The 21,699-nt window shown below is 63.9% G+C and carries 19 protein-coding genes; 3 read left to right on the top strand and 16 right to left on the bottom strand.

What is annotated here, in order from left to right; all coding sequences use genetic code 11:
• Positions 1-11: 11 nt before the first annotated feature.
• From ubiB to ubiE, 3 genes are read right to left on the bottom strand one after another with little or no spacing between them, the layout of a single operon-like run.
• A complete protein-coding gene (gene ubiB / locus RIN61_RS09810) occupies positions 12-1,631 on the bottom strand; it encodes a ubiquinone biosynthesis regulatory protein kinase UbiB (protein ID WP_112249550.1) in 1,620 nt (539 codons plus the stop codon).
• Positions 1,628-2,251 (bottom strand): ubiquinone biosynthesis accessory factor UbiJ, encoded by a 624-nt coding sequence (locus RIN61_RS09805; protein WP_112249548.1) that lies wholly within the window; start codon positions 2,249-2,251, stop codon positions 1,628-1,630. Before RIN61_RS09805 ends, ubiB begins: the two co-directional genes overlap by 4 nt.
• On the bottom strand, positions 2,251-3,021 hold the full coding sequence (gene ubiE, locus RIN61_RS09800) for a bifunctional demethylmenaquinone methyltransferase/2-methoxy-6-polyprenyl-1,4-benzoquinol methylase UbiE (RefSeq protein WP_013974541.1): 771 nt from the start codon (positions 3,019-3,021) through the stop codon (positions 2,251-2,253). The genes RIN61_RS09805 and ubiE overlap by 1 nt, the downstream gene beginning before the upstream one ends.
• 124 nt (positions 3,022-3,145) lie before the next feature.
• Between ubiE and RIN61_RS09795 the strand changes: the two genes are divergently transcribed.
• Positions 3,146-3,421: a polyhydroxyalkanoic acid system family protein gene (locus RIN61_RS09795; protein WP_112249546.1), complete on the top strand. Its 276-nt coding sequence runs from the start codon at positions 3,146-3,148 to the stop codon at positions 3,419-3,421.
• Positions 3,422-3,441: 20 nt separating this feature from the next.
• On the opposite strand, the gene RIN61_RS09790 is transcribed toward RIN61_RS09795, so the two are convergent.
• The gene (locus RIN61_RS09790; RefSeq protein ID WP_313856947.1) at positions 3,442-8,172 is read right to left on the bottom strand and encodes a DUF6543 domain-containing protein; all 4,731 of its coding nucleotides are present in this window, start codon (positions 8,170-8,172) and stop codon (positions 3,442-3,444) included.
• Between the two features lie 178 nt (positions 8,173-8,350).
• Here RIN61_RS09790 and RIN61_RS09785 point away from each other — a divergent pair, with 178 nt between their 5' ends.
• A complete protein-coding gene (locus RIN61_RS09785) occupies positions 8,351-8,770 on the top strand; it encodes a phasin family protein (protein ID WP_112249544.1) in 420 nt (139 codons plus the stop codon).
• Between the two features lie 10 nt (positions 8,771-8,780).
• Positions 8,781-9,566, top strand: a complete 786-nt coding sequence (locus RIN61_RS09780) for a phasin family protein (RefSeq protein ID WP_207879640.1) — start codon at positions 8,781-8,783, stop codon at positions 9,564-9,566.
• A 112-nt stretch (positions 9,567-9,678) separates the two neighbouring features.
• Here RIN61_RS09780 and RIN61_RS09775 read toward each other — a convergent pair whose 3' ends face one another.
• From RIN61_RS09775 to RIN61_RS09720, 12 genes are all read right to left on the bottom strand, one after another.
• Positions 9,679-10,293 carry a TetR/AcrR family transcriptional regulator gene (locus tag RIN61_RS09775; RefSeq protein ID WP_112249540.1) on the bottom strand — a complete coding sequence of 205 codons (615 nt, stop codon included), beginning with the start codon at positions 10,291-10,293 and terminating at the stop codon, positions 9,679-9,681.
• A 13-nt stretch (positions 10,294-10,306) separates the two neighbouring features.
• Positions 10,307-11,989 carry a class II poly(R)-hydroxyalkanoic acid synthase gene (gene phaC / locus RIN61_RS09770; RefSeq protein WP_112249538.1) on the bottom strand — a complete coding sequence of 561 codons (1,683 nt, stop codon included), beginning with the start codon at positions 11,987-11,989 and terminating at the stop codon, positions 10,307-10,309.
• A gap of 168 nt (positions 11,990-12,157) precedes the next feature.
• Positions 12,158-13,009, bottom strand: a complete 852-nt coding sequence (phaZ, locus tag RIN61_RS09765) for a poly(3-hydroxyalkanoate) depolymerase (RefSeq protein ID WP_112249534.1) — start codon at positions 13,007-13,009, stop codon at positions 12,158-12,160.
• Positions 13,010-13,071: 62 nt separating this feature from the next.
• Positions 13,072-14,751 (bottom strand): class II poly(R)-hydroxyalkanoic acid synthase, encoded by a 1,680-nt coding sequence (gene phaC / locus RIN61_RS09760; RefSeq protein WP_112249532.1) that lies wholly within the window; start codon positions 14,749-14,751, stop codon positions 13,072-13,074.
• A gap of 268 nt (positions 14,752-15,019) precedes the next feature.
• Positions 15,020-15,397, bottom strand: a complete 378-nt coding sequence (locus RIN61_RS09755; RefSeq protein WP_003249306.1) for a gamma-butyrobetaine hydroxylase family protein — start codon at positions 15,395-15,397, stop codon at positions 15,020-15,022.
• 164 nt (positions 15,398-15,561) lie between these two features.
• Entirely contained in the window at positions 15,562-16,905 is a 1,344-nt protein-coding gene (gene hslU / locus RIN61_RS09750; protein WP_003249308.1) for an ATP-dependent protease ATPase subunit HslU, read from the bottom strand.
• A 76-nt stretch (positions 16,906-16,981) separates the two neighbouring features.
• Entirely contained in the window at positions 16,982-17,512 is a 531-nt protein-coding gene (gene hslV, locus RIN61_RS09745; protein ID WP_025340909.1) for an ATP-dependent protease subunit HslV, read from the bottom strand.
• A gap of 213 nt (positions 17,513-17,725) precedes the next feature.
• Positions 17,726-18,997, bottom strand: a complete 1,272-nt coding sequence (locus RIN61_RS09740; protein ID WP_112249527.1) for a dihydroorotase — start codon at positions 18,995-18,997, stop codon at positions 17,726-17,728.
• Positions 18,994-19,998: an aspartate carbamoyltransferase catalytic subunit gene (locus tag RIN61_RS09735; RefSeq protein WP_003257774.1), complete on the bottom strand. Its 1,005-nt coding sequence runs from the start codon at positions 19,996-19,998 to the stop codon at positions 18,994-18,996. The genes RIN61_RS09740 and RIN61_RS09735 overlap by 4 nt, the downstream gene beginning before the upstream one ends.
• Positions 19,999-20,010: 12 nt before the next feature.
• Positions 20,011-20,529: a bifunctional pyr operon transcriptional regulator/uracil phosphoribosyltransferase PyrR gene (gene pyrR, locus RIN61_RS09730; protein ID WP_063912001.1), complete on the bottom strand. Its 519-nt coding sequence runs from the start codon at positions 20,527-20,529 to the stop codon at positions 20,011-20,013.
• A gap of 49 nt (positions 20,530-20,578) precedes the next feature.
• The gene (gene ruvX, locus RIN61_RS09725; RefSeq protein ID WP_013974530.1) at positions 20,579-21,016 is read right to left on the bottom strand and encodes a Holliday junction resolvase RuvX; all 438 of its coding nucleotides are present in this window, start codon (positions 21,014-21,016) and stop codon (positions 20,579-20,581) included.
• Positions 21,016-21,585 (bottom strand): YqgE/AlgH family protein, encoded by a 570-nt coding sequence (locus RIN61_RS09720; RefSeq protein WP_112249525.1) that lies wholly within the window; start codon positions 21,583-21,585, stop codon positions 21,016-21,018. The genes ruvX and RIN61_RS09720 overlap by 1 nt, the downstream gene beginning before the upstream one ends.
• Positions 21,586-21,699 lie beyond the last annotated feature (114 nt).

Raw genomic sequence — 21,699 nt, 5'->3', positions numbered from 1 at the left:
GGCGCGGCTGGCTATTGGCGCACGATCAGGTAAAGGCCGGCGGCCAGCATCAGCCAGGCAGGCCAGGCGGCAGGGGCGGTCAGGCTCGCGGCCTCGGCGGCACCAGCAGCCAGTACCGCACCACCGCCCAGCAGGCCGGCACCCAGCAGGCGCAGCGCCCAGCGGTCGCCCTGGCGACGGCGTTCAGGCAGTTGCGGGTCGTGCAGGTGCGGTTGTGACAGGCGTTCGAGGACGTCGCGGGCCATGTCGGCCAGGTGCGGCAACTGCTCGACCTGGCTGTGGATGTTGCCAAGCACGGCTTTCGGGCTCATGCGGTCACGCATCCAGCGTTCGAGGAACGGTTTGGCGGTGCTCCACAGGTCCAGGTCGGGGTACAACTGACGCCCCAGGCCTTCGATGTTGAGCAGGGTTTTCTGCAGCAGGACCAGCTGTGGCTGGACTTCCATGTTGAAACGCCGTGCCGTCTGGAACAGACGCATCAGCACCTGGCCGAAGGAAATATCTTTTAACGGTTTTTCGAAGATCGGCTCGCAGACGGTACGGATCGCTGCTTCGAATTCATTGACCTTGGTGTGCACCGGTACCCAGCCCGAGTCGATGTGCAGTTGCGCGACGCGGCGATAGTCTCGCTTGAAGAAGGCAATCAGGTTACGCGCCAGGTAATCTTGGTCCTCGTCCGTCAGGCTGCCGACGATGCCGCAGTCGATGGCGATGTACTGCGGGCTCCAGGGGCGTACCGTGCTGACGAAGATGTTGCCGGGGTGCATGTCGGCGTGGAAGAAGCTGTCGCGGAACACCTGGGTGAAGAATACTTCCACGCCGCGTTCGGCCAGCATCTTCATGTCGGTGCGCTGATCGGCGAGCGTGGCCATGTCGGTCACCGGCACACCATAGATGCGTTCCATCACCAGTACTTTCGGCCGGCACCAGTCCCAGTACACCTGTGGCACATACATCAGCTCGGAACCTTCGAAATTGCGCCGTAGCTGGCTGGCGTTCGCCGCTTCGCGCAGCAGGTCGAGTTCGTCGTAGATGGTTTTTTCGTAATCGCCGACGATTTCCACCGGGTGCAGGCGGCGAGCATCGGCAGAGACACGCTCGGCGCCTTTGGCGATCAGGAACAGCCAGGCAATATCAGCGGCGATCACCGGCTTGAGGCCTGGCCGGACTACCTTGACCACCACCTCTTCGCCGCTTTTCAGGCGGGCAGCGTGAACCTGAGCCACCGAGGCCGAGGCCAGTGGCTCGACGTCGAAGCGGCTGAAGACCTGGCTGACCGGGGCGCCGAGCTGCTCTTCGATCAGCGCCACGGCCTGTTGCGGGTCGAACGGCGGCACGCGGTCCTGCAGCAACATCAGCTCATCGGCGATGTCGGTTGGCAGCAGGTCGCGGCGGGTAGACAGCAGCTGACCGAACTTGATGAAAATCGGCCCAAGGTCCTGCAGTGCCAGGCGCAGGCGCGCGCCACGGCTGAGCTCGGACGGCTTGCGCGGGAGCCAACGCCACGGCATCAGCAGGCGCAGGCTCATCAGCCACCAGGGCAGCGGGTAGTCGAACAGCAGGTCATCCAGCCGGTAACGGATGACTACACGCTGGATGCGAAAAAGACGGCGGACGGCGAGCAGCTTCATGCGTTATCGCTGATATCAAGGGATCGGGAGAGGCGCTTGAGGCGCGCCTCGAGGCGTTCTGTATCGAGCTTCAGGGCATCGAGCTCGCTGAAGGCGGCTTCGGCTTCGCGTTTGCCGACCAGGGTGCGGGATTCTTCGGCCAGGTACTCGGAAAGGTTCTGGCTGAAGCGCGCCAGGCCCTGGCGGGTCCAGCGTGCGCGCAGGCGGATGTGGCCGGCCAGCAGCGCGGTGGCGACCGGGCCGAGCCAGCGTTGCAGCTCGTGCTCCCAGTCCAGCTCCAGGTCCTGCAGCACGCCGAACAGGTCGAGCAGCACGGCACTGTCGCCATGCAGTTCGACTTGCGGGCTGTGCAGCACGGCAGTCTTGTCCCTGGCCACGGCCAGTTGTGCCAGGCTGCCGGCCGGGGCGCGCAGGCTGCAGTCGACCTCGCCTTGCCAGTGGGCGGCGAGCATCAGGCCCTCTTCATCGGGCAGGATGAACACCTGCAGGGCCGGTTGGCGGCAGTCGATCTCGATGACCTTGCCTTCCAGCGCGGCCAGCCGCGGCAGGGCCGTGCTGTCCATGCGCAGCACGCGGTTCAGGCCATGTTCGACGCTGGCGAGCAGCCCGGCCAGCAGCATCAGGGTTTGATTCCCCGGTGCACGGCGACGATGCCGCTGGTCATGTTGTGGTAGGTGACGCGGTCGAAACCGGCCTCGACCATCATGGCCTTCAACGTTTCCTGATCCGGGTGCATGCGGATCGACTCAGCGAGGTAACGGTAGCTCTCCGAGTCGTTGGTGATCAGCTTGCCGGCCAGCGGCATGAAGGCGAACGAGTAGGCGTCGTAGGCCTTGGACATGAGCTTGTTGGTCGGCTTGGAGAACTCCAGCACCAGCAGGCGACCGCCCGGCTTGAGCACGCGCAGCATCGAGCGGATGGCTTCGTCCTTGTGGGTAACGTTGCGCAGGCCGAAGGCAATGGTCACGCAGTCGAAGTGGTTGTCGGGGAATGGCAGCTTTTCGGCGTCGGCCTGGACGAACTCGATGTTGCCGGCCACGCCACGGTCGAGCAGGCGGTCACGGCCGACCTTGAGCATCGACTCGTTGATGTCGGCCAGCACTACCTGGCCGGTAGGGCCGACCAGCCGCGAGAACTTGGCGGCCAGGTCGCCGGTACCGCCGGCGATGTCCAGCACACGGTTGCCGGCGCGTACGCCCGACAACTCGATGGTGAAGCGCTTCCACAGGCGGTGCATGCCGCCGGAAAGCACGTCGTTCATCAGGTCGTACTTGGCCGCTACCGAGTGGAACACCTCGGCGACTTTCTTCGCCTTCTGGCTTTCAGGGACATCCTGGTAACCGAAATGGGTGGTGGGTTCGGCGTGGTCGCCTTTGCGCTGGTCGTTCATATCGCTTCACCGGAAAAAATTACCGCCATTCTAGGGCGAACGGGCGGATTTGTCTTGGCGGGGTGTGCCAGTGGGCAGGGGCGGGCATAATGCCCATTATGTCTTCATCTTCAGGAACACCTGCATGACTCAGATCAGCGTCGAACGCAAACATTCCCTCGGCCGCGATGCCGCCCGTGCCAAGGCCGAAGCGCTGGTCGACAGGCTGACCCGCGAATACGACCTCAAGGCCACCTGGAACGGTGACCGGGTCGACGTGGCGCGCAGCGGCGCCAACGGTAGCGTGCATATCGGTGAGGACAGCATCCGCGTGGAGCTGAAGCTGGGCATGATGCTGTCGATGATGAGCGGTACCATCAAGGGCGAAATCGAGCGCGCACTGGACAAGGCCCTGGCCTGAGGCCCAGCGCGCGCGGCCTGCTATGGTAACGCGGGCGGAAACGGGATGAGATCGGCAATCTGTGCCAGGCGCAGGTCGCCACGGTAAATCGCTATTCGCTCCCGCGGGTTACTGGCCAGCTCCAGTTCGGCGTCCCGGCCGACAGCGCGGGGCTCGCGGAATTTCAGGTGGCCTTTGACGAAATCATGGGGCTGGGCATCCGCAGTACGGTAATGAAAGTGGGCCTCCCACAGTACCGTTTGCGGCGCTTGGACGTCGCTGATCAGGTAGGTGTCGAGGTAGTCATCGGCGTGGCGAAGCGCCTTGCGCACTATGCCTGGCCTGATCGAGACGCGCTGCTGCCCTACCAGGTAGCGCAAGGCGGCGCTGTCTGGGTGGCGGGAGTTCAGGTAGGCATTGGTGAGCAGCAGCTGCTTGCGCTCGCTGACCCTGGCGATCGCCTGGCGCAGCTGATCGACCAGGCTGCCGTCGGTCCGCTCCAGTTGTCGCGCCAGCGCGCTCATGTCATCGATAGGCCAGTCCAGAAAGTCAGCCAGGCTATTGGGCTGGTTTGCGTAGCGGGCTGCGAAGTCGAGTTTTTCGTCAATTCTTGCCAGCAGGTGCCTGGCTTCCGTGCGCAGCTGGGACAGGTCGGGCTCTGCGGCGCGCGGCTGGGCGACTTGCTCATGCCACTCATTGCCGCGTCGCTCGTAGTTGCCAGCGGGTTGCTGATTCAGCGGGTTGCGTTGAACCGCGCGGTCGCCTTGCGCTTCGACCAGCGCCGGGCGCCCGCGTGCGACGCGGATCACCGTGCGCCTGGCCGGCATCGGGTGCTGGATTGTGCGCTGCGGCGGCGTGGCGATGCCTTTGTCGAGGCTGGCCAACGCCGTGGCCAGCTGGGCTTCGGTCGTGTGTACCAGCGCTTGCATTTCCTGGATATATTCATCGAGGATGGCCTCGTCCAGGGCCGGGTCGCTGAGCGACCTCATGTAGTGGGCCTTGTCGAGTATCGCGCGATACCGGCGTAGCACATCCTCCAGCACGTCGGCCTTGTCTTCGGCAGAGCCGTCGGCCGTGGCGAGGCCGTCATGGCTCCAGATCGAACGGCTCAGTTCATTGTTGCTGAGCACCTCCCGTAACGGCAGCAGGTTGTCGGCTGCTTCGGCGGTTAGCTTGGTCTTGTCCAGTGTCAGGTAGGCCAGGTCGCCGATTAATTGCGCGCGCACCACTAGCGTTGAATAGGTGCGCCGTTTGATGGCGTTTTCGATCTTGGTGGCCTTGTCGGCGAAGTCGATTTTGCTGTTTTCCAATGCTTCGGGTATGGCCCGATCCAGGCGTCGGCTGACCACCAGCAGACGGCGGCTGGCCTGCAGCGAGTCGCGAACGCTGTCACGGTAGCTGAGATAGCTCTGAATCTGCTCGTCGGTCTGCGGCAGCCGCACCATGCGCTTGCCCTGCTCCACCAGCAGTTCACGATCGACTTGTTCCAGCAGACGTTGGCATAACAGCATGTCGTTTTCGATGGCCGCCCCGAACCAGTTGCTGAATTTGCGTGCGTTGTTTTCGGTGGTGTCGAGCCTTAGAAAGCGCGGTTCACTCAGCTCCCTGAAGGTGTTGACGTTCGCTTGCAGAATCTCGCCCTGATTCTCCAGGAACAGCGCAGAAGCCTTGAGCTCGGTGGCATGTAGCCGACGCTGGGCCAGCAGCTGTTGTTTTTGCGCCTGCAGTGCTTCTGGTGGATTGGCGCGCTCATGCGCGGGCAACGCTTGCGACGCGCGGCGGTAGGCTGCGGCGAGCTCGTCATGATCGGCAAGGCGCTGGCTGTTGCGTTCCATGAGAGGGCGCAGCTTGTTCAGCGCGTCGCCATTGCGCATTGCCGCATCGTGCAGTTGTGAGTAGCGCTGCTGGTTGTCGGCGTTGATGGACCTGCTGGTCCTGGGCATGCCACCTGCCAATTTAAGGTTGAGCGCCCATTCTCCGTTCCAGCGCGTCAGCCAAGGGCCTCTGCTACGTTCACGGCCTACGATGTGGTAACCGTCGGGTGCGCCCTGCCATCGTGATTGCCATTCACTGCTGCTCGGGTCCGGGCCGACGATCTGTATGCCGCCCCATGTCTCCTGTACTTCGTACGCTACCCCCTGCAGTGCCACATAGTGGCGGTCGGCGATTTTATACAACCCGCGCAGGCGGCCCTCTACCAACGGTGCATGACCCTCCAGCGACAAGGTGGCCCGAAGCTTGACCAGCGCCTGGCGCTCGGGCGGCGTCAGGTTGCCCATGCGTTGGTTGTTGTGCCAGCTGGAGAGCCGCATTGGCACGGCCTTCTGTTCGGTGGTCAGTGTTTCCCAGGTGCGCTCATGCGGTTTGTCTGCGACCGCTGTCATGGCACCGTCCGGCTCGACGGGCTCGGCGAATCGCAACCTCTCAGCCGGCAAGCCGCTGGCGGGGAGGGGCGCATCTCGGTGTGCCAGAAGCATGGCCAGGTTGGTCAGCAGGTCGACTGTCGCCACGATCCGCGCGTCATCGCTACCGTTGGCCAACACCGATATATCATTCCGGGTGGCCGACAGCGCTTGCACCAGCCAGGTCAGGACGGCCAAGGGGCCGCGCCAGAATACGGTCAGGTTGTTGAACAACGACCAGGCCGCTTGTTGCACCAGTTGCCATTTTTCCTGCGCGTTGGACATGCTGCTGGTGGATGCGGCCAGACGCATGGCGCTGATCCTGGCGTCGAACAGGTGCGTGTCCAGATCGGTGAGCCAGGGGCTGAAAACGCAATCGACCGGTTGTCGAAGCAGCTGCACGAGTTCATCCGCCACCAGGCTGTCCCCACCCAGCAAATGTGCCAGTTGCTCCAGCCTGGGATGGAGGTGAGGGCGTGTGAAGCCGTCGTTTGCATAAACCGCGCGTACGTCTTCATGCAGCCAGTCGAGGACACTTTGTTGCAGCTCACCTTCAGTGCGGATTGCGGCCATCAGCTGATCCAGCTCAGCGAACTCCAGCAGGGCCTGGCTGGCATAGAACGGTCGGTACAGGACCCAGCCGTGCGTGGCGGGTAGCTTGATGAGGAACATGCCGTGGGCGATGTCCGTGGTCGCAGCGCCTGGCGCGCAAAGAAAGGCCAAGGGGGCAATGCGCAGTGGCTGGCCATCGCCGTTACCTTGGCAACAAGCCAGTAGCGCATCGCGCGCGGATTCGCTCAGCTGTTGCTGGATGCTGGCCTGGAGGGTGCTGAACAGCAAGTGGCTACGCCATTCCCGGGCGTATTGCCGGATCCGCTCGGCCCTGCGTGGTTGTTCGGCCACTGTAGTGTCCAGATAGCGAGGGTACTGGCCACCAATATCCACTTCGTGTATCAGCGCGTTGATCTGCTCGATGCTCAGCCAACCGCCGGGCTTGCCGCCAGTGGGCACCGTCACGCCAGTCATTACCTCGCCAGCGCCCAGGCGCAGGCGAGCGATCGCCAGCTCAGTCAAGCTTACCCTGCGCAGGGGCAGCGATTGCCCGCCTTGTATCGTGTTGCCGACGATGCTTTGTGAAACCTCGATCATGACCTCGTCAGGGTCGTGCTGTGCCACCTGCGGGTAGCTGCTTTGCAGTTGTTCGCGCAGGCGGCGTTTGGCGTAGCGCTGAAGGTCGTCGATATCGCTGAGTGAGGTGGAACCTTTGGCCTGCCCTTGCTGAGCCGCCAGGTCGAGCAGCGCCGCATGATAGGCGTAACGGTCGCTGCCCTCGGCGTCGGCCAGCCATGCCGGCAGGCTGACAGCAGGCGAGTCGTGCAGCCGACAGGCCTGGTTCAGAAAGTGCGCACTTGGGTCGGTCAGCCGGTGCAACTGGTTCTGCAGGTCACTCACCGAGGTCAACGAGCCGAGGCGCAAGCGCTCGATGTCTTCAAGCATGGCATTGAGCATTTGCCTGGCCTGAAAGGCGAATGGACTGCCAATCACGGGGGTGTGCGCCCATGACAGTCGCTCGAAGCGATAGCCCCGGGCCAACTCGTCCTGCAGTGCGCTGGCGAAGGCTGCAAGGTCGGTGAACCTGCGCACCCTGCCATCAGGCTTGCAATGCAGAAGCAGGCGCCGCGAGCCGTGCGTCATGCTCAGCAGCAGGCCCGCCAGTGTTACCGGCAGCGTCCCGCCTGCTGTTTTCAGGCTTACGCTCACTGCGCTGATGACCAGGTCTTCATGGGCCTCGGCGAGCAGAGCGTACAGGGCAGCCTTTTCATCGTTGTCCAGGCCCTGATCGTGCATGTTGCTGATCAGCGCGGCCTTGATCGTGTGCTCGAGCCAGCGCATGCGGCAGACCTGGCTGGTTTGGTCGATGCCATTCCAGAAACCGACCTGCGCCTGCTGAAACTTCTCCAGCAGGGCCCCCAGCACGTGGTCCAGGTCCTCGTTGAGCCTGCTCAGGTCCAGGGCAATCGCAGGCTTTTTGCTGCTGCCCGTCCCCTCAACCTGTACCTGAAACGGCTGCGGCGGCGCGATGCTTGGCCGATCGCCAGGGCTCAGCTGCAGATGTTTACCCGTCAGAAAATGCTCAAGCAGTTTATCCAGCAGCGAACGGTGCGGGCCGGCACCACCTGCAGTGGGCAGGATGACGAATTCATCGAGCGAGGTGAGCTGTGGATGGTTGTTGCGCACCCACGGGTAATGATCAACGAGAACCTGGAACCCTTCATGGGACAGCACCTCACGTACCGTGGGGCGTCCAGCGAAACAGTCTGCGACTTTTTGTTTGAAGGTTTCCCTGGTTGCGTCAGGGGTGTCAGTCATGGCGTCAGCTCCGAACAGATGAGTGACGTGACGCTAGCGTGGGGTTGCCCTGCACATGCGGTAGATGGTTAAAGCCGGTGGCACCTTAGGGTGAGGATTCTAATTTTCCTGCCTACCGTATGCTCAAGCCCAACCTTCATGGGCGGTTGTTCCCACTCATGAGCATGAGGTACACAGCATGGCCAAAGTGAACGTGAAGAAAAAGGACGACGCCCCGGGCACCCTGGGCGAGGTGCGCGGCTACGCACGCAAGATCTGGCTGGCCGGGATTGGCGCGTACGCACGCGTGGGGCAGGAGGGCTCGGACTACTTCAATGAGCTGGTCAAGGCTGGCGAAGGCGTCGAGAAACGTGGCAAGAAGCGCATCGATCAGGAGCTGGAGGCAGCCAATAACCAGATCGATGAAGCCACCCAGGCTGTCAGCCGTGTGCCAGGCCGGGTAGAAATTCAACTCGACAAGATTGAAAAAGCTTTCGACGCGCGGGTAGGGCGCGCCTTGAATCGCCTCGGCATTCCGTCTAAACATGACGTTGAGGCGTTGTCCATCAAGCTTGAACAGCTGCATGAGCTGCTCGAGCGCGTCGCGCACAAACCATAAGGAGAGCAGGATGGCTGGCAAGAAGAATTCCGAGAAAGAAGGCAGCTCCTGGGTCGGCGGGATCGAGAAGTACTCCCGCAAGATCTGGCTGGCAGGGCTTGGTATCTATTCGAAGATCGACCAGGACGGCCCCAAGCTGTTCGACTCGCTGGTGAAGGATGGCGAGAAGGCCGAGAAGCAGGCGAAGAAGACCGCCGAAGATGTTGCTGAAACTGCCAAGTCGTCGACCACTTCGCGTGTGTCGGGCGTGAAGGACCGTGCACTGGGCAAGTGGAGCGAACTCGAGGAGGCTTTCGACAAGCGCCTGAACAGCGCCATTTCGCGCCTTGGCGTGCCTAGCCGCAATGAGATCAAGGCCCTGCACCAGCAGGTGGACAGCCTGACCAAGCAGATCGAAAAGCTCACCGGCGCTTCGGTTACGCCGATTTCGTCGCGCGCTGCGGCCAAACCGGCTGCGAGCAAGGCGGCCAAGCCACTGGCCAAGACGGCAGCGGCCAAGCCTGCGGCGAAAACCGCGGCAGCCAAGCCCGCAGCCAAGCCAGCAGCAGCCAAGACCGCAGCGGCTAAACCTGCTGCCAAGACTGCGGCGGCCAAACCCGCGGCGAAACCGGCAGCGGCCAAGCCGGCCGTGGCGAAAAAGCCTGCAGTGAAGAAAGCCCCGGCCAAGCCGGCGGCCGCCAAGCCGGCAGCTCCAGCGGCCAGCGCCACTCCGGCCGCTAGCGCAGCTCCGGCACCAACCGCGGCTCCGGCCAGCAACCCGCCTTCGGCACCGACAGGCACCGGCACTCTGATCTGACACCGCGTCGCCTTATTCGCGGGTGAACCCGCTCCCACAGGCACACTACAGACCTTGTGGGAGCGGGTTCACCCGCGAATGCGTCGGTTGCTGCAATACATTCCTGTCAGTCTTACCCCTCCAGATAACGCACCGCCAACTGCTCCGTCGCCCCCCGCGCCTGGGCCTGCAGATGCGGCGCCACCAGCATCATCACCTGGTACACCACTATCCCCACATCCCCCTCGCGCCCCAGTACCCGCTGATAATCCAGCGAGAACATCAGTGTCAAAGTGATCTGCTCCACCAGTTGCCCCAGCGCCTGGGTCTCGCTCTCTATCAGCCCTTGGCCCTTGAGGCTGGCCAGCAACGCCGCCAGCGTGCGCTTGAGCGCGTTGATCAGGCTGCGCATGCCGCGCGCCAGTTTGGGCAGGCGCCCAGTCAGGTTCGACAGGTCCTGGAACAGGAAACGGTACTGCGCCATGCGTTCGACAATCAGGTGCAGGAACAGCCAGTAATCCTCGGCATCCAGGCGTACCTCCAGCGGCGGGTCGAGCAGGGGCATCAGCGCTTCTTCAAAGCGCTCGAACAGCCCCAGCACCAACGGCTCCTTGCCATGGAAGTGGTAGTAGAGGTTGCCGGGGCTGATGCCCAGTTCGTTGGCAATTTCCAGGGTGGACACGTTCGGTTCGCCCTGCTGGTTGAACAGCTGCAGGGCACATTCGAGGATACGATCGCGAGTCTTCATCCAGTCGGCATGCTCATCGGGTCAGCACATAGGTGCCCGGCGCCGGGCCCAGCGGTGGGTAGGTGGCATTGCCCAGCTCGTTGCGCGGTGCCTTGAGCGGGCCGGAGCGCGGGGTGATCCACTCCAGCCACAACGGCCACCAGCTGCCTTCGCTGCGCTTGGCATCGTGGAACCAGGCACGCGGGTCGCTGGACAGCTTGGGGTTGGCCAGGTAATAGGCCTTGGGGTTGCCGGGCGGGTTGATGATGCTCTGGATGTGCCCGCTGTTGGCCAGCACGAAGCGCCGGTCGCCACCCAGCAGCAATGTCGAGCGGTACACTGCATCCCACGGGGTGATGTGGTCGTTGCTGCCGGCAACGGTGAAGCTGTCCAGCTCGACCTTCTTCAGGTCGATGGGTGTACCGCATACCTCCAGCCCGGCGGGGTGGGTAAGCGGGTTGAGCTTGAAGAAGTCCAGCAGGTCGCCATGCAGTGCGGCGGGCAGGCGCGTGCTGTCGGCGTTCCAGTACAGGATGTCGAAGGCTGGTGGTGTCTTGCCGAGCAGGTAGTTGTTGACCCAGTAGTTCCATATCAGGTCGTTGGGCCGCATCCAGGCGAAGATCCGCGCCACTTCGGCGCCATCCAGCACCCCGCGCTGGTAGGAGCGACGCTTGGCGGCCTCGATGGTCTGCTCGTCGGCGAACAGGCTTGCGGGGCTTTCGAACTTGCTGTCCAGCAGGCTGACCAGGTAGGTGGCACTGCGTACCCGGCGCAGCTGGTGCTTGGCCTGCAGGTGGCCCTGCAGCGCGGCCATGGTCAGGCCCCCGGCGCAGGCGCCCATCAGGTTGGGGTCGCGGTTGCCGCTGATGCTGCGGCAGGCGTTGAGCGCTTCTTCCAGGGCCTGCACGTAGCTGGACAGGCCCCATTCGCGGTGGCGCGGGTCGGGGTTGCGCCAGCTGACCATGAACACCTGCAGGCCATTCTTGAGCATGTACTGGACGAAGCTGTTGGTCGAGCTCAGGTCGAATATGTAGAACTTGTTGATCTGCGGGGGCACCACCAGCAGCGGCCTGGAGTGTTGCTTTTCGCTCATCGGCTTGTACTGGATCAGCTCCAGCAGTTCGTTGCGAAACACCACGGCACCGGCGGTCGCGGCCAGGTTGCCGCCCACTTCGAAGGCGCGCTCGTCGACCTGGCGTGGCAGGCCGTCGTTGTGGCGCAGGTCATCGAGCAGATGGGCCACGCCGCGTACAAGGCTCAGGCCACCGCTGTTGAACAGTTCCTTGACCGCCAGCGGGTTGAGCAGCGAATTGCTTGGTGCCAGTGCATCGTTGATCAGGTTGAACAGGAAGTGCGCACGGGCCCGGTCATCGTCGTCCAGGTGGCTTTCCTCGATCCACAGGCGGGTCTGCTTCTGCCAGGCCAGGTAGGCCTGCAGGCCGCGCCGGTAGAACGGGTTCTGGCTCCATGTCGGATCGTTGAAGCGCGCATCGCGCGGGTTCGGCTGAAACGGTGTGTCACCCAGCATCACCCGACCCAGCTGGCCACCCAGAGCCAACAGGTGATGCGCGGTATGCAGCGGGTGGCGCAAGCTTTGACGGCTGACATTGCGCAGCGTGGAAATCAGGTCACGGCCACGCAGGCCGAGGATGGCGTTCTGCACGTTCATGCTGGTGGCGGGAAGCGTTGGCGTTCCTTTGGCCGGTTTGTCTTTCATGGCAACACTCCCTCGTCCTGACCTGGTGCTTCATGACTAAACATATTCACTGATTTAGCAGGGGCTCTGTGGGAGCGGGTTCACCCGCGAACACCGGCGAAGCCGGTGCCATGCACCGAGTTGGATTCTTCGCGGGTGAACCCGCTCCCACAGGGCCCCAAATCGCCCTCACACACCCGAAGCCGGGCGGGGATGCATGACAGCGCGCTGACGTTCTTGCTGAAGGAACTTCATGATGATCGGGGCGACGGCCTCGGCCCGGGTGATCAGGAACAGATGACCGTCGTCGATAATGTGTAGCTGGGCATTGGGAATTCGCCAAGCCAGCAGACGCATGTTGATCAATGGGATCAGCGGGTCGTCGTCGCCTGCCAGCACCAGGGTCGGCTGCTGGATCTTGTGCAGCCAGTGGATGCTGGTCCAGCCAAGCCCGGCGAACAGCTGCCAGTAGTAGCCCATCTTGCCGCCGGAGCGCACCTTGGCGGCGTGCTGCATGGCCAGCTCCGGGTCCCGTCGGAAGCCGCCGCCGTAGATCATCGGTGCGATGCGGATGACATGCGACGGCTGTACGTAGCGCCGTGGGCTGGCCATCATCCACAGCACCTTGGGTTTGCCCGGTACCATCACCGCACCGGCGGCAGTGGCGGCCAGCACCAGCTTCTTGCAGCGCTCGGGGTAGTCATGGGCGAACTGCTGGGCCAGGGCGCCGCCCCAGGACACGCCGATGACATTGACCTGGCCGTAATCGAGGTAGTCGAGCATGCGCGCCGTCAGCTTGGCCAAGCCGGGGAAGCGGTACGGGTGGCGCGGCGTGGACGAGCCGCCGACCCCGGGCACATCGAAGGCAATGACTTCCAGGTCCGGGTCCAGTGCTTCGATGAACGGGAACACCAGCTCCAGGTTGGCGCCGATGCCGTTGAAGATCAGCAAGGGCGTCAGGTGCGGTTTGCCCGGGCGGACGGCGGTGCGGATGGACTGGTTGTCCAGCTCGACGGTCCTGAAGATATAGGGTTGCGGCATGCACGTGACTCATGGGGTGAAATGAACACCGTGGCTCCCCGCAGGGGCCACGGCGCTGCAGCTCAACGTTCGTGAACGTAGGTGCCCGGGGCGGCTTCGCCAGCGGCGTAGGCACGGTTGCCCAGGCGGGTCGGCGCCTTCTTCAGCTCGCCGGCACGCTCGGCCAGCCAGCTCTGCCAGTGCAGCCACCAGGAGTCGGCATGCTTGGTGGCGTTTTCCTGCCAGGCCACCGGGTCACCCGGGCGATCTGCACCGGTCATGAAGCGCGCCTTGGGGTTGCCTGGTGGGTTGAGGATGCTCTGGATGTGGCCGCTGTTGGACAACACGAACTCGATCTTGCCGCCGAACAGGTGCGCCGAGCGGTAGCACGACTGCCATGGGGTGATGTGGTCGTTGGTGCCGGCGAGGCTGTAGATATCGCATTTGACCTGTTTCAGGTCGATCGGGGTGCCGCACACTTCCATGGCGTCCGGGCGTGTCAGTGGGTTGCTCTTGAACATCTCGATCAGGTCGCCGTGGAAGGCCGCCGGCAAGCGCGTGGTGTCGTTGTTCCAGAACAGGATGTCGAACACCGGCGGCTCGTTGCCGAGCAGGTAGTTGTTGACCCAGTAGTTCCAGATCAGGTCGTTGGGGCGCATCCAGGCGAACACCTTGGCCATCTCGCTGCCTTCCAGCACGCCAGCCTGGTAGGAATGGCGCTTGGCGGCTTCCAGGGTCTGCTCGTCGACGAACAGCGCGACCTGGTTGTCCAGGGTGGTGTCCAGCACGCTCACCAGCAGGGTCAGGGCATTGACCTTGTTCTCGCCGAGGGCGGCATAGTGGCCGACCAACGCCGTGCAGGTGATGCCGCCGGAGCAGGCACCGAGCATGTTCAGGTCCTTGCTGCCGGTAATCGCCAGCACCGCGTCGACCGCCTCCTTGAGCGCATCGATGTAGGTGGACAGGCCCCATTCGCGCTGGGCTTTGGTCGGGTTGCGCCAGCTGATGATGAAGGTCTGTTGCTGCGAGCGCAGGCAGTAGCGCGCCAGGCTCTTTTCCGGGCTCAGATCGAATACGTAGAACTTGTTGATCTGCGGCGGCACCACCAGCAGTGGGCGGGCATGTACCTGCTCGGTGATGGGACTGTACTGGATCAGCTCGAGCACATCGTTGCGGTATACCACGGCGCCGTCGCTGGTACCCAGGTTCTTGCCCACCTCGAAGGCGTCCATGTTCACCTGGCTGGGCATGCCACCGTTGTTGACCATGTCCTTGGCAAGGTTGGACAGGCCGTCGAGCAGGCTCTTGCCACCGGTTTCGAAGAAGCGTTTGACCGCCGCCGGGTTGGAAAGGGTGTTGGTCGGAGCCATGGCTTCGGTCATCAGGTTGATGACGAACTGGCCGCGGCTGATGTCCTGGGGCGACAGATCGCTGCTGCCGATCCAGTCCTGCAGCTCCTTGCGCCAGGCCAGGTAGGTTTGCAGGTAGCGGCGGTAGAGAGGGTTGTTGCTCCATGCCGGGTCATTGAAGCGACGGTCGTCGCTTTCCGGGGCAAGGCTGGACTTGCCCAGCAGCACGTTCTTCAGTTCCAGGCCAAAGTGCGCCACATGCTTGGCGCTGTGCAGCGGTTGGCGTACGGCCTGGCGCAGCACGGTGCGTGCCGAGCTCAACAGATCCTTGCGCCGGATACCGATGACCGGGTTCAGCCCCAGGGTGTTTTCCGAGGCCTGCCGCTGCAGCTCATCGTTGTTCTTGTTACTCATCTAAGACGCTCCGTTGTCCTGAGACGAGTACCGGTTGCTGTGACAGGTGCACAGTCCTGAGCCCGGTACTGCTACTCGGGTGACCAGTGATAAGGAACAGCGGTGCTGCGAGGGTTCTGTCTACCTGCAAATGGATGCAGGGAGCTTGCCAGCCTCATTGGTTACCCGACTTTCATGTAATGCGCAAGACAGCCCTTCACTGGGCTGTCTGTAGGCCATTCAAACAGATGAATCTAGAAAATGCGCTCTAAACCTTTCAGGCCTTGCGCTAGAGCATGAGTTTGACCACCGACTCGGCGGGGTCGCGGGATTTTCCGGCCTTGTGCAGTTCGTCGAGGTACTCGGCCCACAGCTGTTCCTGGCGCAGGCACAGCTGCTCGAGGTATTCCCAAGTGAACAGGCCGCTGTCATGGCCGTCGTCGAAGGTCAGTTTCAGTGCATATTGGCCGGCAGGTTCCAGGCCGCTGAGGCCGACGTTGATCTTGCCGAACTGCAGGATTGGGTTACCGTGGCCCTGGACCTCGGCGGAGGGGGAATGCACGCGGAGGAATTCGGCGGGCAGGTGGTAGACCTCGCCGGGGGCGTAGGTGAGGCTGAGGGTTTTCGAGGCTTTGTGCAGGTTGATGGCGGTGGGCAGGCGGGCCATGGGCAGAATCTCTCCGGAGCTGATGAAGCACAGCTTCCAGCTTATGGGCGAGGGATTCAAGGGCCCTTTCGCGGGTAAACCCGCTCCCACAGGGTCATCACATTCCTTGGAATTGTGGTGACCCTGTGGGAGCGGGTTTACCCGCGAAGAAGGTGAAACCAGTCTTACAGGATGTAGCGCGACAGGTCTTCGTTCTGCGCCAGCTCACCCAGGTGGCTGTTCACATACGCCGCGTCGATCTGGATCGGCGCTTCGTCATGGGTGCTGGCCAGGTCGCCAGCGCTGAACGACACCTCTTCGAGCAAACGCTCGAGCAGGGTGTGCAGGCGGCGGGCACCGATGTTCTCGGTCTTCTCGTTGACCTGGTAGGCAATCTCGGCCAGGCGCTTGATACCGTCGGCGAGGAACTCGATGTTCAGGCCTTCGGTCTTGAGCAAGGCCTGGTACTGTTCGGTCAACGACGCGTGCGGCTCCTGCAGGATGCGCTCGAAGTCTTCAGGAGTCAGGGCCTTGAGCTCCACGCGGATCGGCAGGCGGCCTTGCAGCTCGGGCACCAGGTCGCTCGGCTTGCTCAGGTGGAACGCACCCGAGGCAATGAACAGGATGTGGTCGGTCTTGACCATGCCCAGCTTGGTGTTGACAGTGCAGCCTTCGATCAGCGGCAGCAGGTCGCGCTGCACGCCTTCACGGGACACATCGGCACCGCCAACATTGCCACGCTTGGCAACCTTGTCGATTTCGTCGATGAACACGATACCGTGCTGCTCGACCGCTTCCAGGGCCTTGGCCTTGAGCTCTTCCTCGTTGACCAGGCGGCTCGCTTCTTCATCACGAACCATCTTGAGGGCTTCTTTAACCTTCAGCTTGCGCGCCTTGCGCTTGCCTTTGCCCATGTTGGCGAACAGGCTCTGCAGCTGGTTGGTCATTTCTTCCATGCCGGGCGGCGCGGCAATTTCGACGCCCACGGCATCGGCCACTTCGATCTCGATTTCCTTGTCGTCCAGCTGGCCTTCGCGCAGGCGCTTGCGGAACAGCTGGCGGGTGTTGGAATCGCTGCTGGTCTGCGCGGCTTCTTCGCTGAAGCTGGTCACGCGTGCCTGTGGCAGCAGGGCATCGAGGATGCGGTCTTCGGCGGCGTCTTCGGCGCGGTGGCGCACGCGGATGATCTCTTGCTCGCGCAGCATTTTCAGCGCGGCATCGGCCAGGTCACGGATGATCGACTCGACGTCGCGGCCCACATAGCCCACTTCGGTGAACTTGGTGGCTTCGACCTTGAGGAACGGCGCATTGGCCAGCTTGGCCAGGCGGCGGGCGATTTCAGTCTTGCCGACGCCGGTGGGGCCGATCATCAGGATGTTTTTCGGGGTTACTTCGGCGCGCAGCTCGGCGGGGAGCTGCATGCGCCGCCAGCGGTTGCGCAGGGCGATGGCCACGGCGCGCTTGGCGTCGTCCTGGCCGATGATGTGGCGGTTGAGTTCGTGGACGATCTCGCGGGGGGTCATGGACATGATCAATTGGGTCCTGGGGCAGATGAGTCAGCGTGGAAAAGCCCCCGCACCGGGCGGGGGCGCCAGAACAGCTGAATCACTCGGCCAGGTCCTGCTCCTCGATGGTCAGGTTGTGGTTGGTGAACACGCAGATGTCGCCGGCGATGTTCAAGGCGGTTTCGGCGATTTCACGGGCCGAGAGGTCGGTCTTGTTCAGCAGGGCGCGGGCTGCGGCCTGGGCGTAGGCGCCACCGGAACCCATGGCGATCAGGCCGTCTTCGGGTTCGACCACGTCGCCGTTGCCGGTGATGATCAGGGAGGCGTCCTTGTTGGCCACGGCCAGCATGGCCTCCAGGCGGCTCAGGGAGCGGTCGGTACGCCATTCCTTGGCCAGCTCGACGGCGGCACGGACCAGGTGGCCCTGATGTTTCTCGAGCTGGCCTTCAAAGCGCTCGAACAGGGTGAACGCATCGGCGGTGGCGCCGGCGAAGCCCGCGATGACCTGGCCGTGGTACAGGCGGCGCACTTTCTTGGCGTTGCCTTTCATCACGGTGTTGCCGAGGGATACCTGGCCGTCGCCGCCCATGACGACTTTGCCGTTACGGCGGACAGAAACGATGGTGGTCAAGGGGAGAGTCTCCACGCAGCGGGGCGAAAGTGCCTGATGCAGACTCATATGGGGGTGGGGGAAAGGATTTCAACCGTGGGGGATGAATGGTCGGGCCGGGCAGGTAGATCTGTGTTGGGTCATTCGCGGGTAAACCCGCTCCCACAGGGATCCCGCTGTTTTCAAGGACAGCGCAATACCTGTGGGAGCGGGTTTACCCGCGAATGGCTTTACTCAGGCCTCGTGGCAGATGTGCCCATCGACCAAGGTATAACGCACCGCACCCGGCAGGCAGTGGCCGATGAACGGGCAGTTCTCGCCACGCGAGAACCACTGCTCGCCAGCCACGGTCGAGGCTTGTGGGTCGAACAGCACCAGGTCGGCCGCGCCACCCACTTTCAGCTCGCCGGCCGGCAGGCGCAGGGCCGCCGCCGGGCCGCTGCTCAGGCGGGCCAGCAAGGTTGGCAGGTCGAGCAGGCCGTCCTGCACCAGGGTCATCGCCAGCGGCAGCAGCAGTTCGACGCTGCTGATGCCCGGCTCGGTGGCGCCGAACGGGGCCAGCTTGGCGTCGCGTTCGTGCGGCTGGTGGTGGCTGGAAATCGCCTGGATCACCCCCGACTTCACGGCCTCGCGCAGGCCGTCGCGGTCAGCGGCGGTGCGCAGCGGCGGCTGCACGTGGTACAGGCTGGAGAACTCGCGCAGCGATTCGTCGGTGAGAATCAGCTGGTACAGCGCCACATCGGCGGTTACCGGCAGGCCCAGGGCCTGGGCCTGGGCGATCAGCCGCGCGCCACGGGCGCTGGTGATCTGGGTGAAGTGCGCACGCACGCCGGTCTGTTCCACCAGCAGCAGGTTGCGCGCCAGGGCCACGGTCTCGGCGGTTTCCGGAATGCCTGGCAGGCCGAGGAAGCTGGCCATGGCGCCTTCATGGGCCAGGCCACCTTGGGCGAGGTCGCGGTCCTGGGAGTGGAACACCACGGTCAGGTCGAAGGTGGCGGCGTATTCCAGGGCTCGTGCCAGGGTACGGTTGTTGGGAATTTCCTTCAGGCCATTGCCGAAGGCCACGCAACCGGTGTCGCGCAGGGCCACCAGCTCGGCCAGTTGCTCGCCTTCCAGGCCCTTGGTCAGGGCGCCGATCGGGTAGACCTTGCTGTTGGCAGCCTCGCGGGCGCGGTCGAGGATCAGTTCGGCCACGGCCGAGGTGTCCAGCACCGGCTTGGTCTGCGGCGGGCAGCACAGGCTGGTGACGCCGCCGGCGACGGCGGCGCGGGTTTCGCTGGCGATGTTGCCTTTGCGGCTGTAGCCCGGCTCGCGCAGGGACACGCCGAGGTCTACCAGGCCGGGCGCGGCGACCAGGCCATCAGCCTGGATCGTGCGGCTGGCGCTGAACCCGGCCGGGGCGGCGCCGATGGCGGCGATGCGGCCGCCGTCCAGGTGCAGGTCGGTGACCTGGTCCAGGCCGCTGTTGGGGTCGATGACCCGGGCGCCGAGAATACTGATGGTCACTGGGCGTTCTCCTGGTCGAATTGACGTTGCGCGTTCTGCCCGCTCATGGCCATGGACAGCACGGCCATGCGCACGGCGATGCCGTAGGTGACCTGGTTGAGAATCACCGAGTGCTTGCCGTCGGCCACCGCCGACTCGATTTCCACGCCACGGTTGATCGGGCCCGGGTGCATGACGATGGCGTCGGGCTTGGCACCGGCCAGGCGCGCGGTGGTCAGGCCGAACAGGCGGTAGAACTCGCCTTCGCTGGGCAGCAGGCCACCGGCCATGCGCTCGCGCTGCAGGCGCAGCATGATCACCACGTCGACGTCCTTGAGGCCTTCGGCGAGGTCGGTGTACACCTTCACGCCGTACTGCTCGATACCGATCGGAATCAGGGTTTTCGGGCCGATCACGCGGATGTCCGGGCAACCCAGCGCTTTGAGCGCCAGCATGTCGGAACGCGCCACGCGCGAGTGCAGGATGTCGCCGACGATGGCCACCGACAGGTTCTCGAAGCTGCCCTTGTGGCGGCGGATGGTGAGCATGTCGAGCATGCCCTGGGTCGGGTGCGCATGGCGGCCGTCACCGCCGTTGATCACGGCGACTTCCGGGCACACGTGCTCGGCGATGAAGTGCGCGGCACCGGAGTCGGAGTGACGTACCACGAACATGTCGGCGGCCATGGCTTCGAGGTTGCGCAGGGTGTCGAACAGGGTTTCGCCCTTGCTGGTCGAAGAGGTCGACACGTTCAGGCTGATCACGTCGGCCGACAGGCGCTGGGCCGCCAGTTCGAAGGTAGTACGGGTGCGGGTGGAATTCTCGAAGAACACGTTGCACACGGTCTTGCCGCGCAGCAACGGGACTTTCTTCACGGCCCGGGCACCGACTTCCAGGAAGGAGTCGGCGGTGTCGAGGATCTCGGTAAGCAGTTCGCGGGGCAAACCGTCGAGCGAGAGGAAGTGGCGCAGCTGGCCCTGATCATTGAGCTGCAGCGGGCGCTTGGCGTCGATTGGCGTCATCGCGGGGGACTCTTAAAGGGCGGAAGCGGAGGCGAGGTCCTGGCGCTCGAGGGCGAGCGGTGCGGGTCCGGTCAATTTTACCCGTTCATGGGCGGCCAGCGACAGGGTGGCGCCGAGTACATTCGGGCGGATTGGCAGTTCGCCGGCATCCAGGTCCAGCAGGCAGACCAGAGTGACGCTGGCCGGGCGGCCATAATCGAACAGTTCGTTGAGCGCGGCGCGCACCGTGCGGCCGCTCATCAGTACGTCATCCACCAGCACCAGGTGCTGGCCTTCGACCTCGAACGGCAGCTCGGACGGGCGCACTTGCGGGTGCAGGCCGTTCTGGCTGAAGTCGTCGCGGTAGAACGAGACGTCCAGGGTGCCCATGGGGCTGGTGTCGCCCATGGCTTCCTGCAGGGCCTGGGCAACCCAGACGCCGCCGGTGCGGATACCGATGTAGCGCGGCTCGGTAATTGCCCGGCGGGCCAGGTGGGCGCGTAGGTCGTCAGCCATCTGCCGGATCAGCTCGGCGGGATTGGGTAGGCTCATTGCGGGCTCCTCGGAAGGGTGCGCCGGGCGCGCCCGGCGGCAAAGATGATCAGGTATTGGCCTCCAGCCATCCTTGCAGCAACAGGGCGGCGGCGATGGCATCGACCGGGTTGTCGCGGTAGCTGCCGCGCTGGCCGCCACGGGCCATGCGCTCACCCTTGGCCTCGAAGGTGGTCAGGCGTTCGTCGTGGGTGTGCACGGGCAGGTTGAAGCGGCCGTTCAGGCGGCGGGCGAACTTTTCCGCGCGGGCGCTCATTTCGCTGGGGGTGCCGTCCATGTTGAGCGGCAGGCCCACGACGATGGCGTCGGGCTTCCATTCGGCAATCAGCTTTTCCACCTGGGCCCAGTCCGGCACGCCGTTCTGGGCCTTCAGCGTGCACAGCTCGCGGGCCTGGCCGGTGACCACCTGGCCGACGGCCACACCAATCTGTTTGCTGCCGTAGTCGAACCCCAGCAGCAGGCGTAGTTCAGGGTGCAGTTCAGCCATCAGGCGTGGCCCGCCTGGCTGGTCAGCAGGTTCAGGTTGATGCCCAGGCTGGCGGCAGCGGCTTCCAGGCGCAGGTCGCTGGCCTTGCCGAAGATGATTTCCGGGTCGAACGGGCAGTTGAGCCAGGCGTTGTCGGCCAGTTCCTCTTCCAGTTGTCCGGCTTCCCAGCCGGCATAGCCCAGGGTGATCAGGCTCTGTTTCGGGCCGACTCCGGCGGCGATGGCCAACAGAATATCCTGCGACGTGGTCAGCGACAGCCCTTCCAGCGCCACGGTGGCCTGGAAGCTGCACTCGCTGCTGTGCAGCACGAAGCCACGGTCGGTCTGTACCGGGCCACCTTGGTAGATCGGCACCTGCAAGGTGCTGGCCGGAGGCATTTCGTCCGGGCGCAGCTGCTCGAGGATATCGGCCAGGTTCAGCTCCTGCGGCCGGTTTACCACCAGGCCCATGGCGCCATGGGCGTTGTGCTCGACGATGTACGTGAGGGTCTGGGCGAAGTTCGGATCGGCCATGTGCGGCATGGCGATCAGGAACTGATGCTTGAGGTAGCTCGGCGTGAGGGTTTTCATGGGGGATAGTGTGGCGCCAGGTGGCGAGGCTGACAAGGTGCATAACGAGGCTTGCGCGTTGCCTGTGGGAGCGGGTTTACCCGCGAATGCGCCAGATCAGGCAGCGATGTCGCT

This window comes from Pseudomonas inefficax (genome assembly GCF_032164165.1).
Lineage (GTDB): Bacteria > Pseudomonadota > Gammaproteobacteria > Pseudomonadales > Pseudomonadaceae > Aquipseudomonas > Aquipseudomonas inefficax.
The sequence above is the reverse complement of the archived record's forward strand: the minus strand, read 5'-3'. Positions and strand labels throughout refer to the sequence as shown.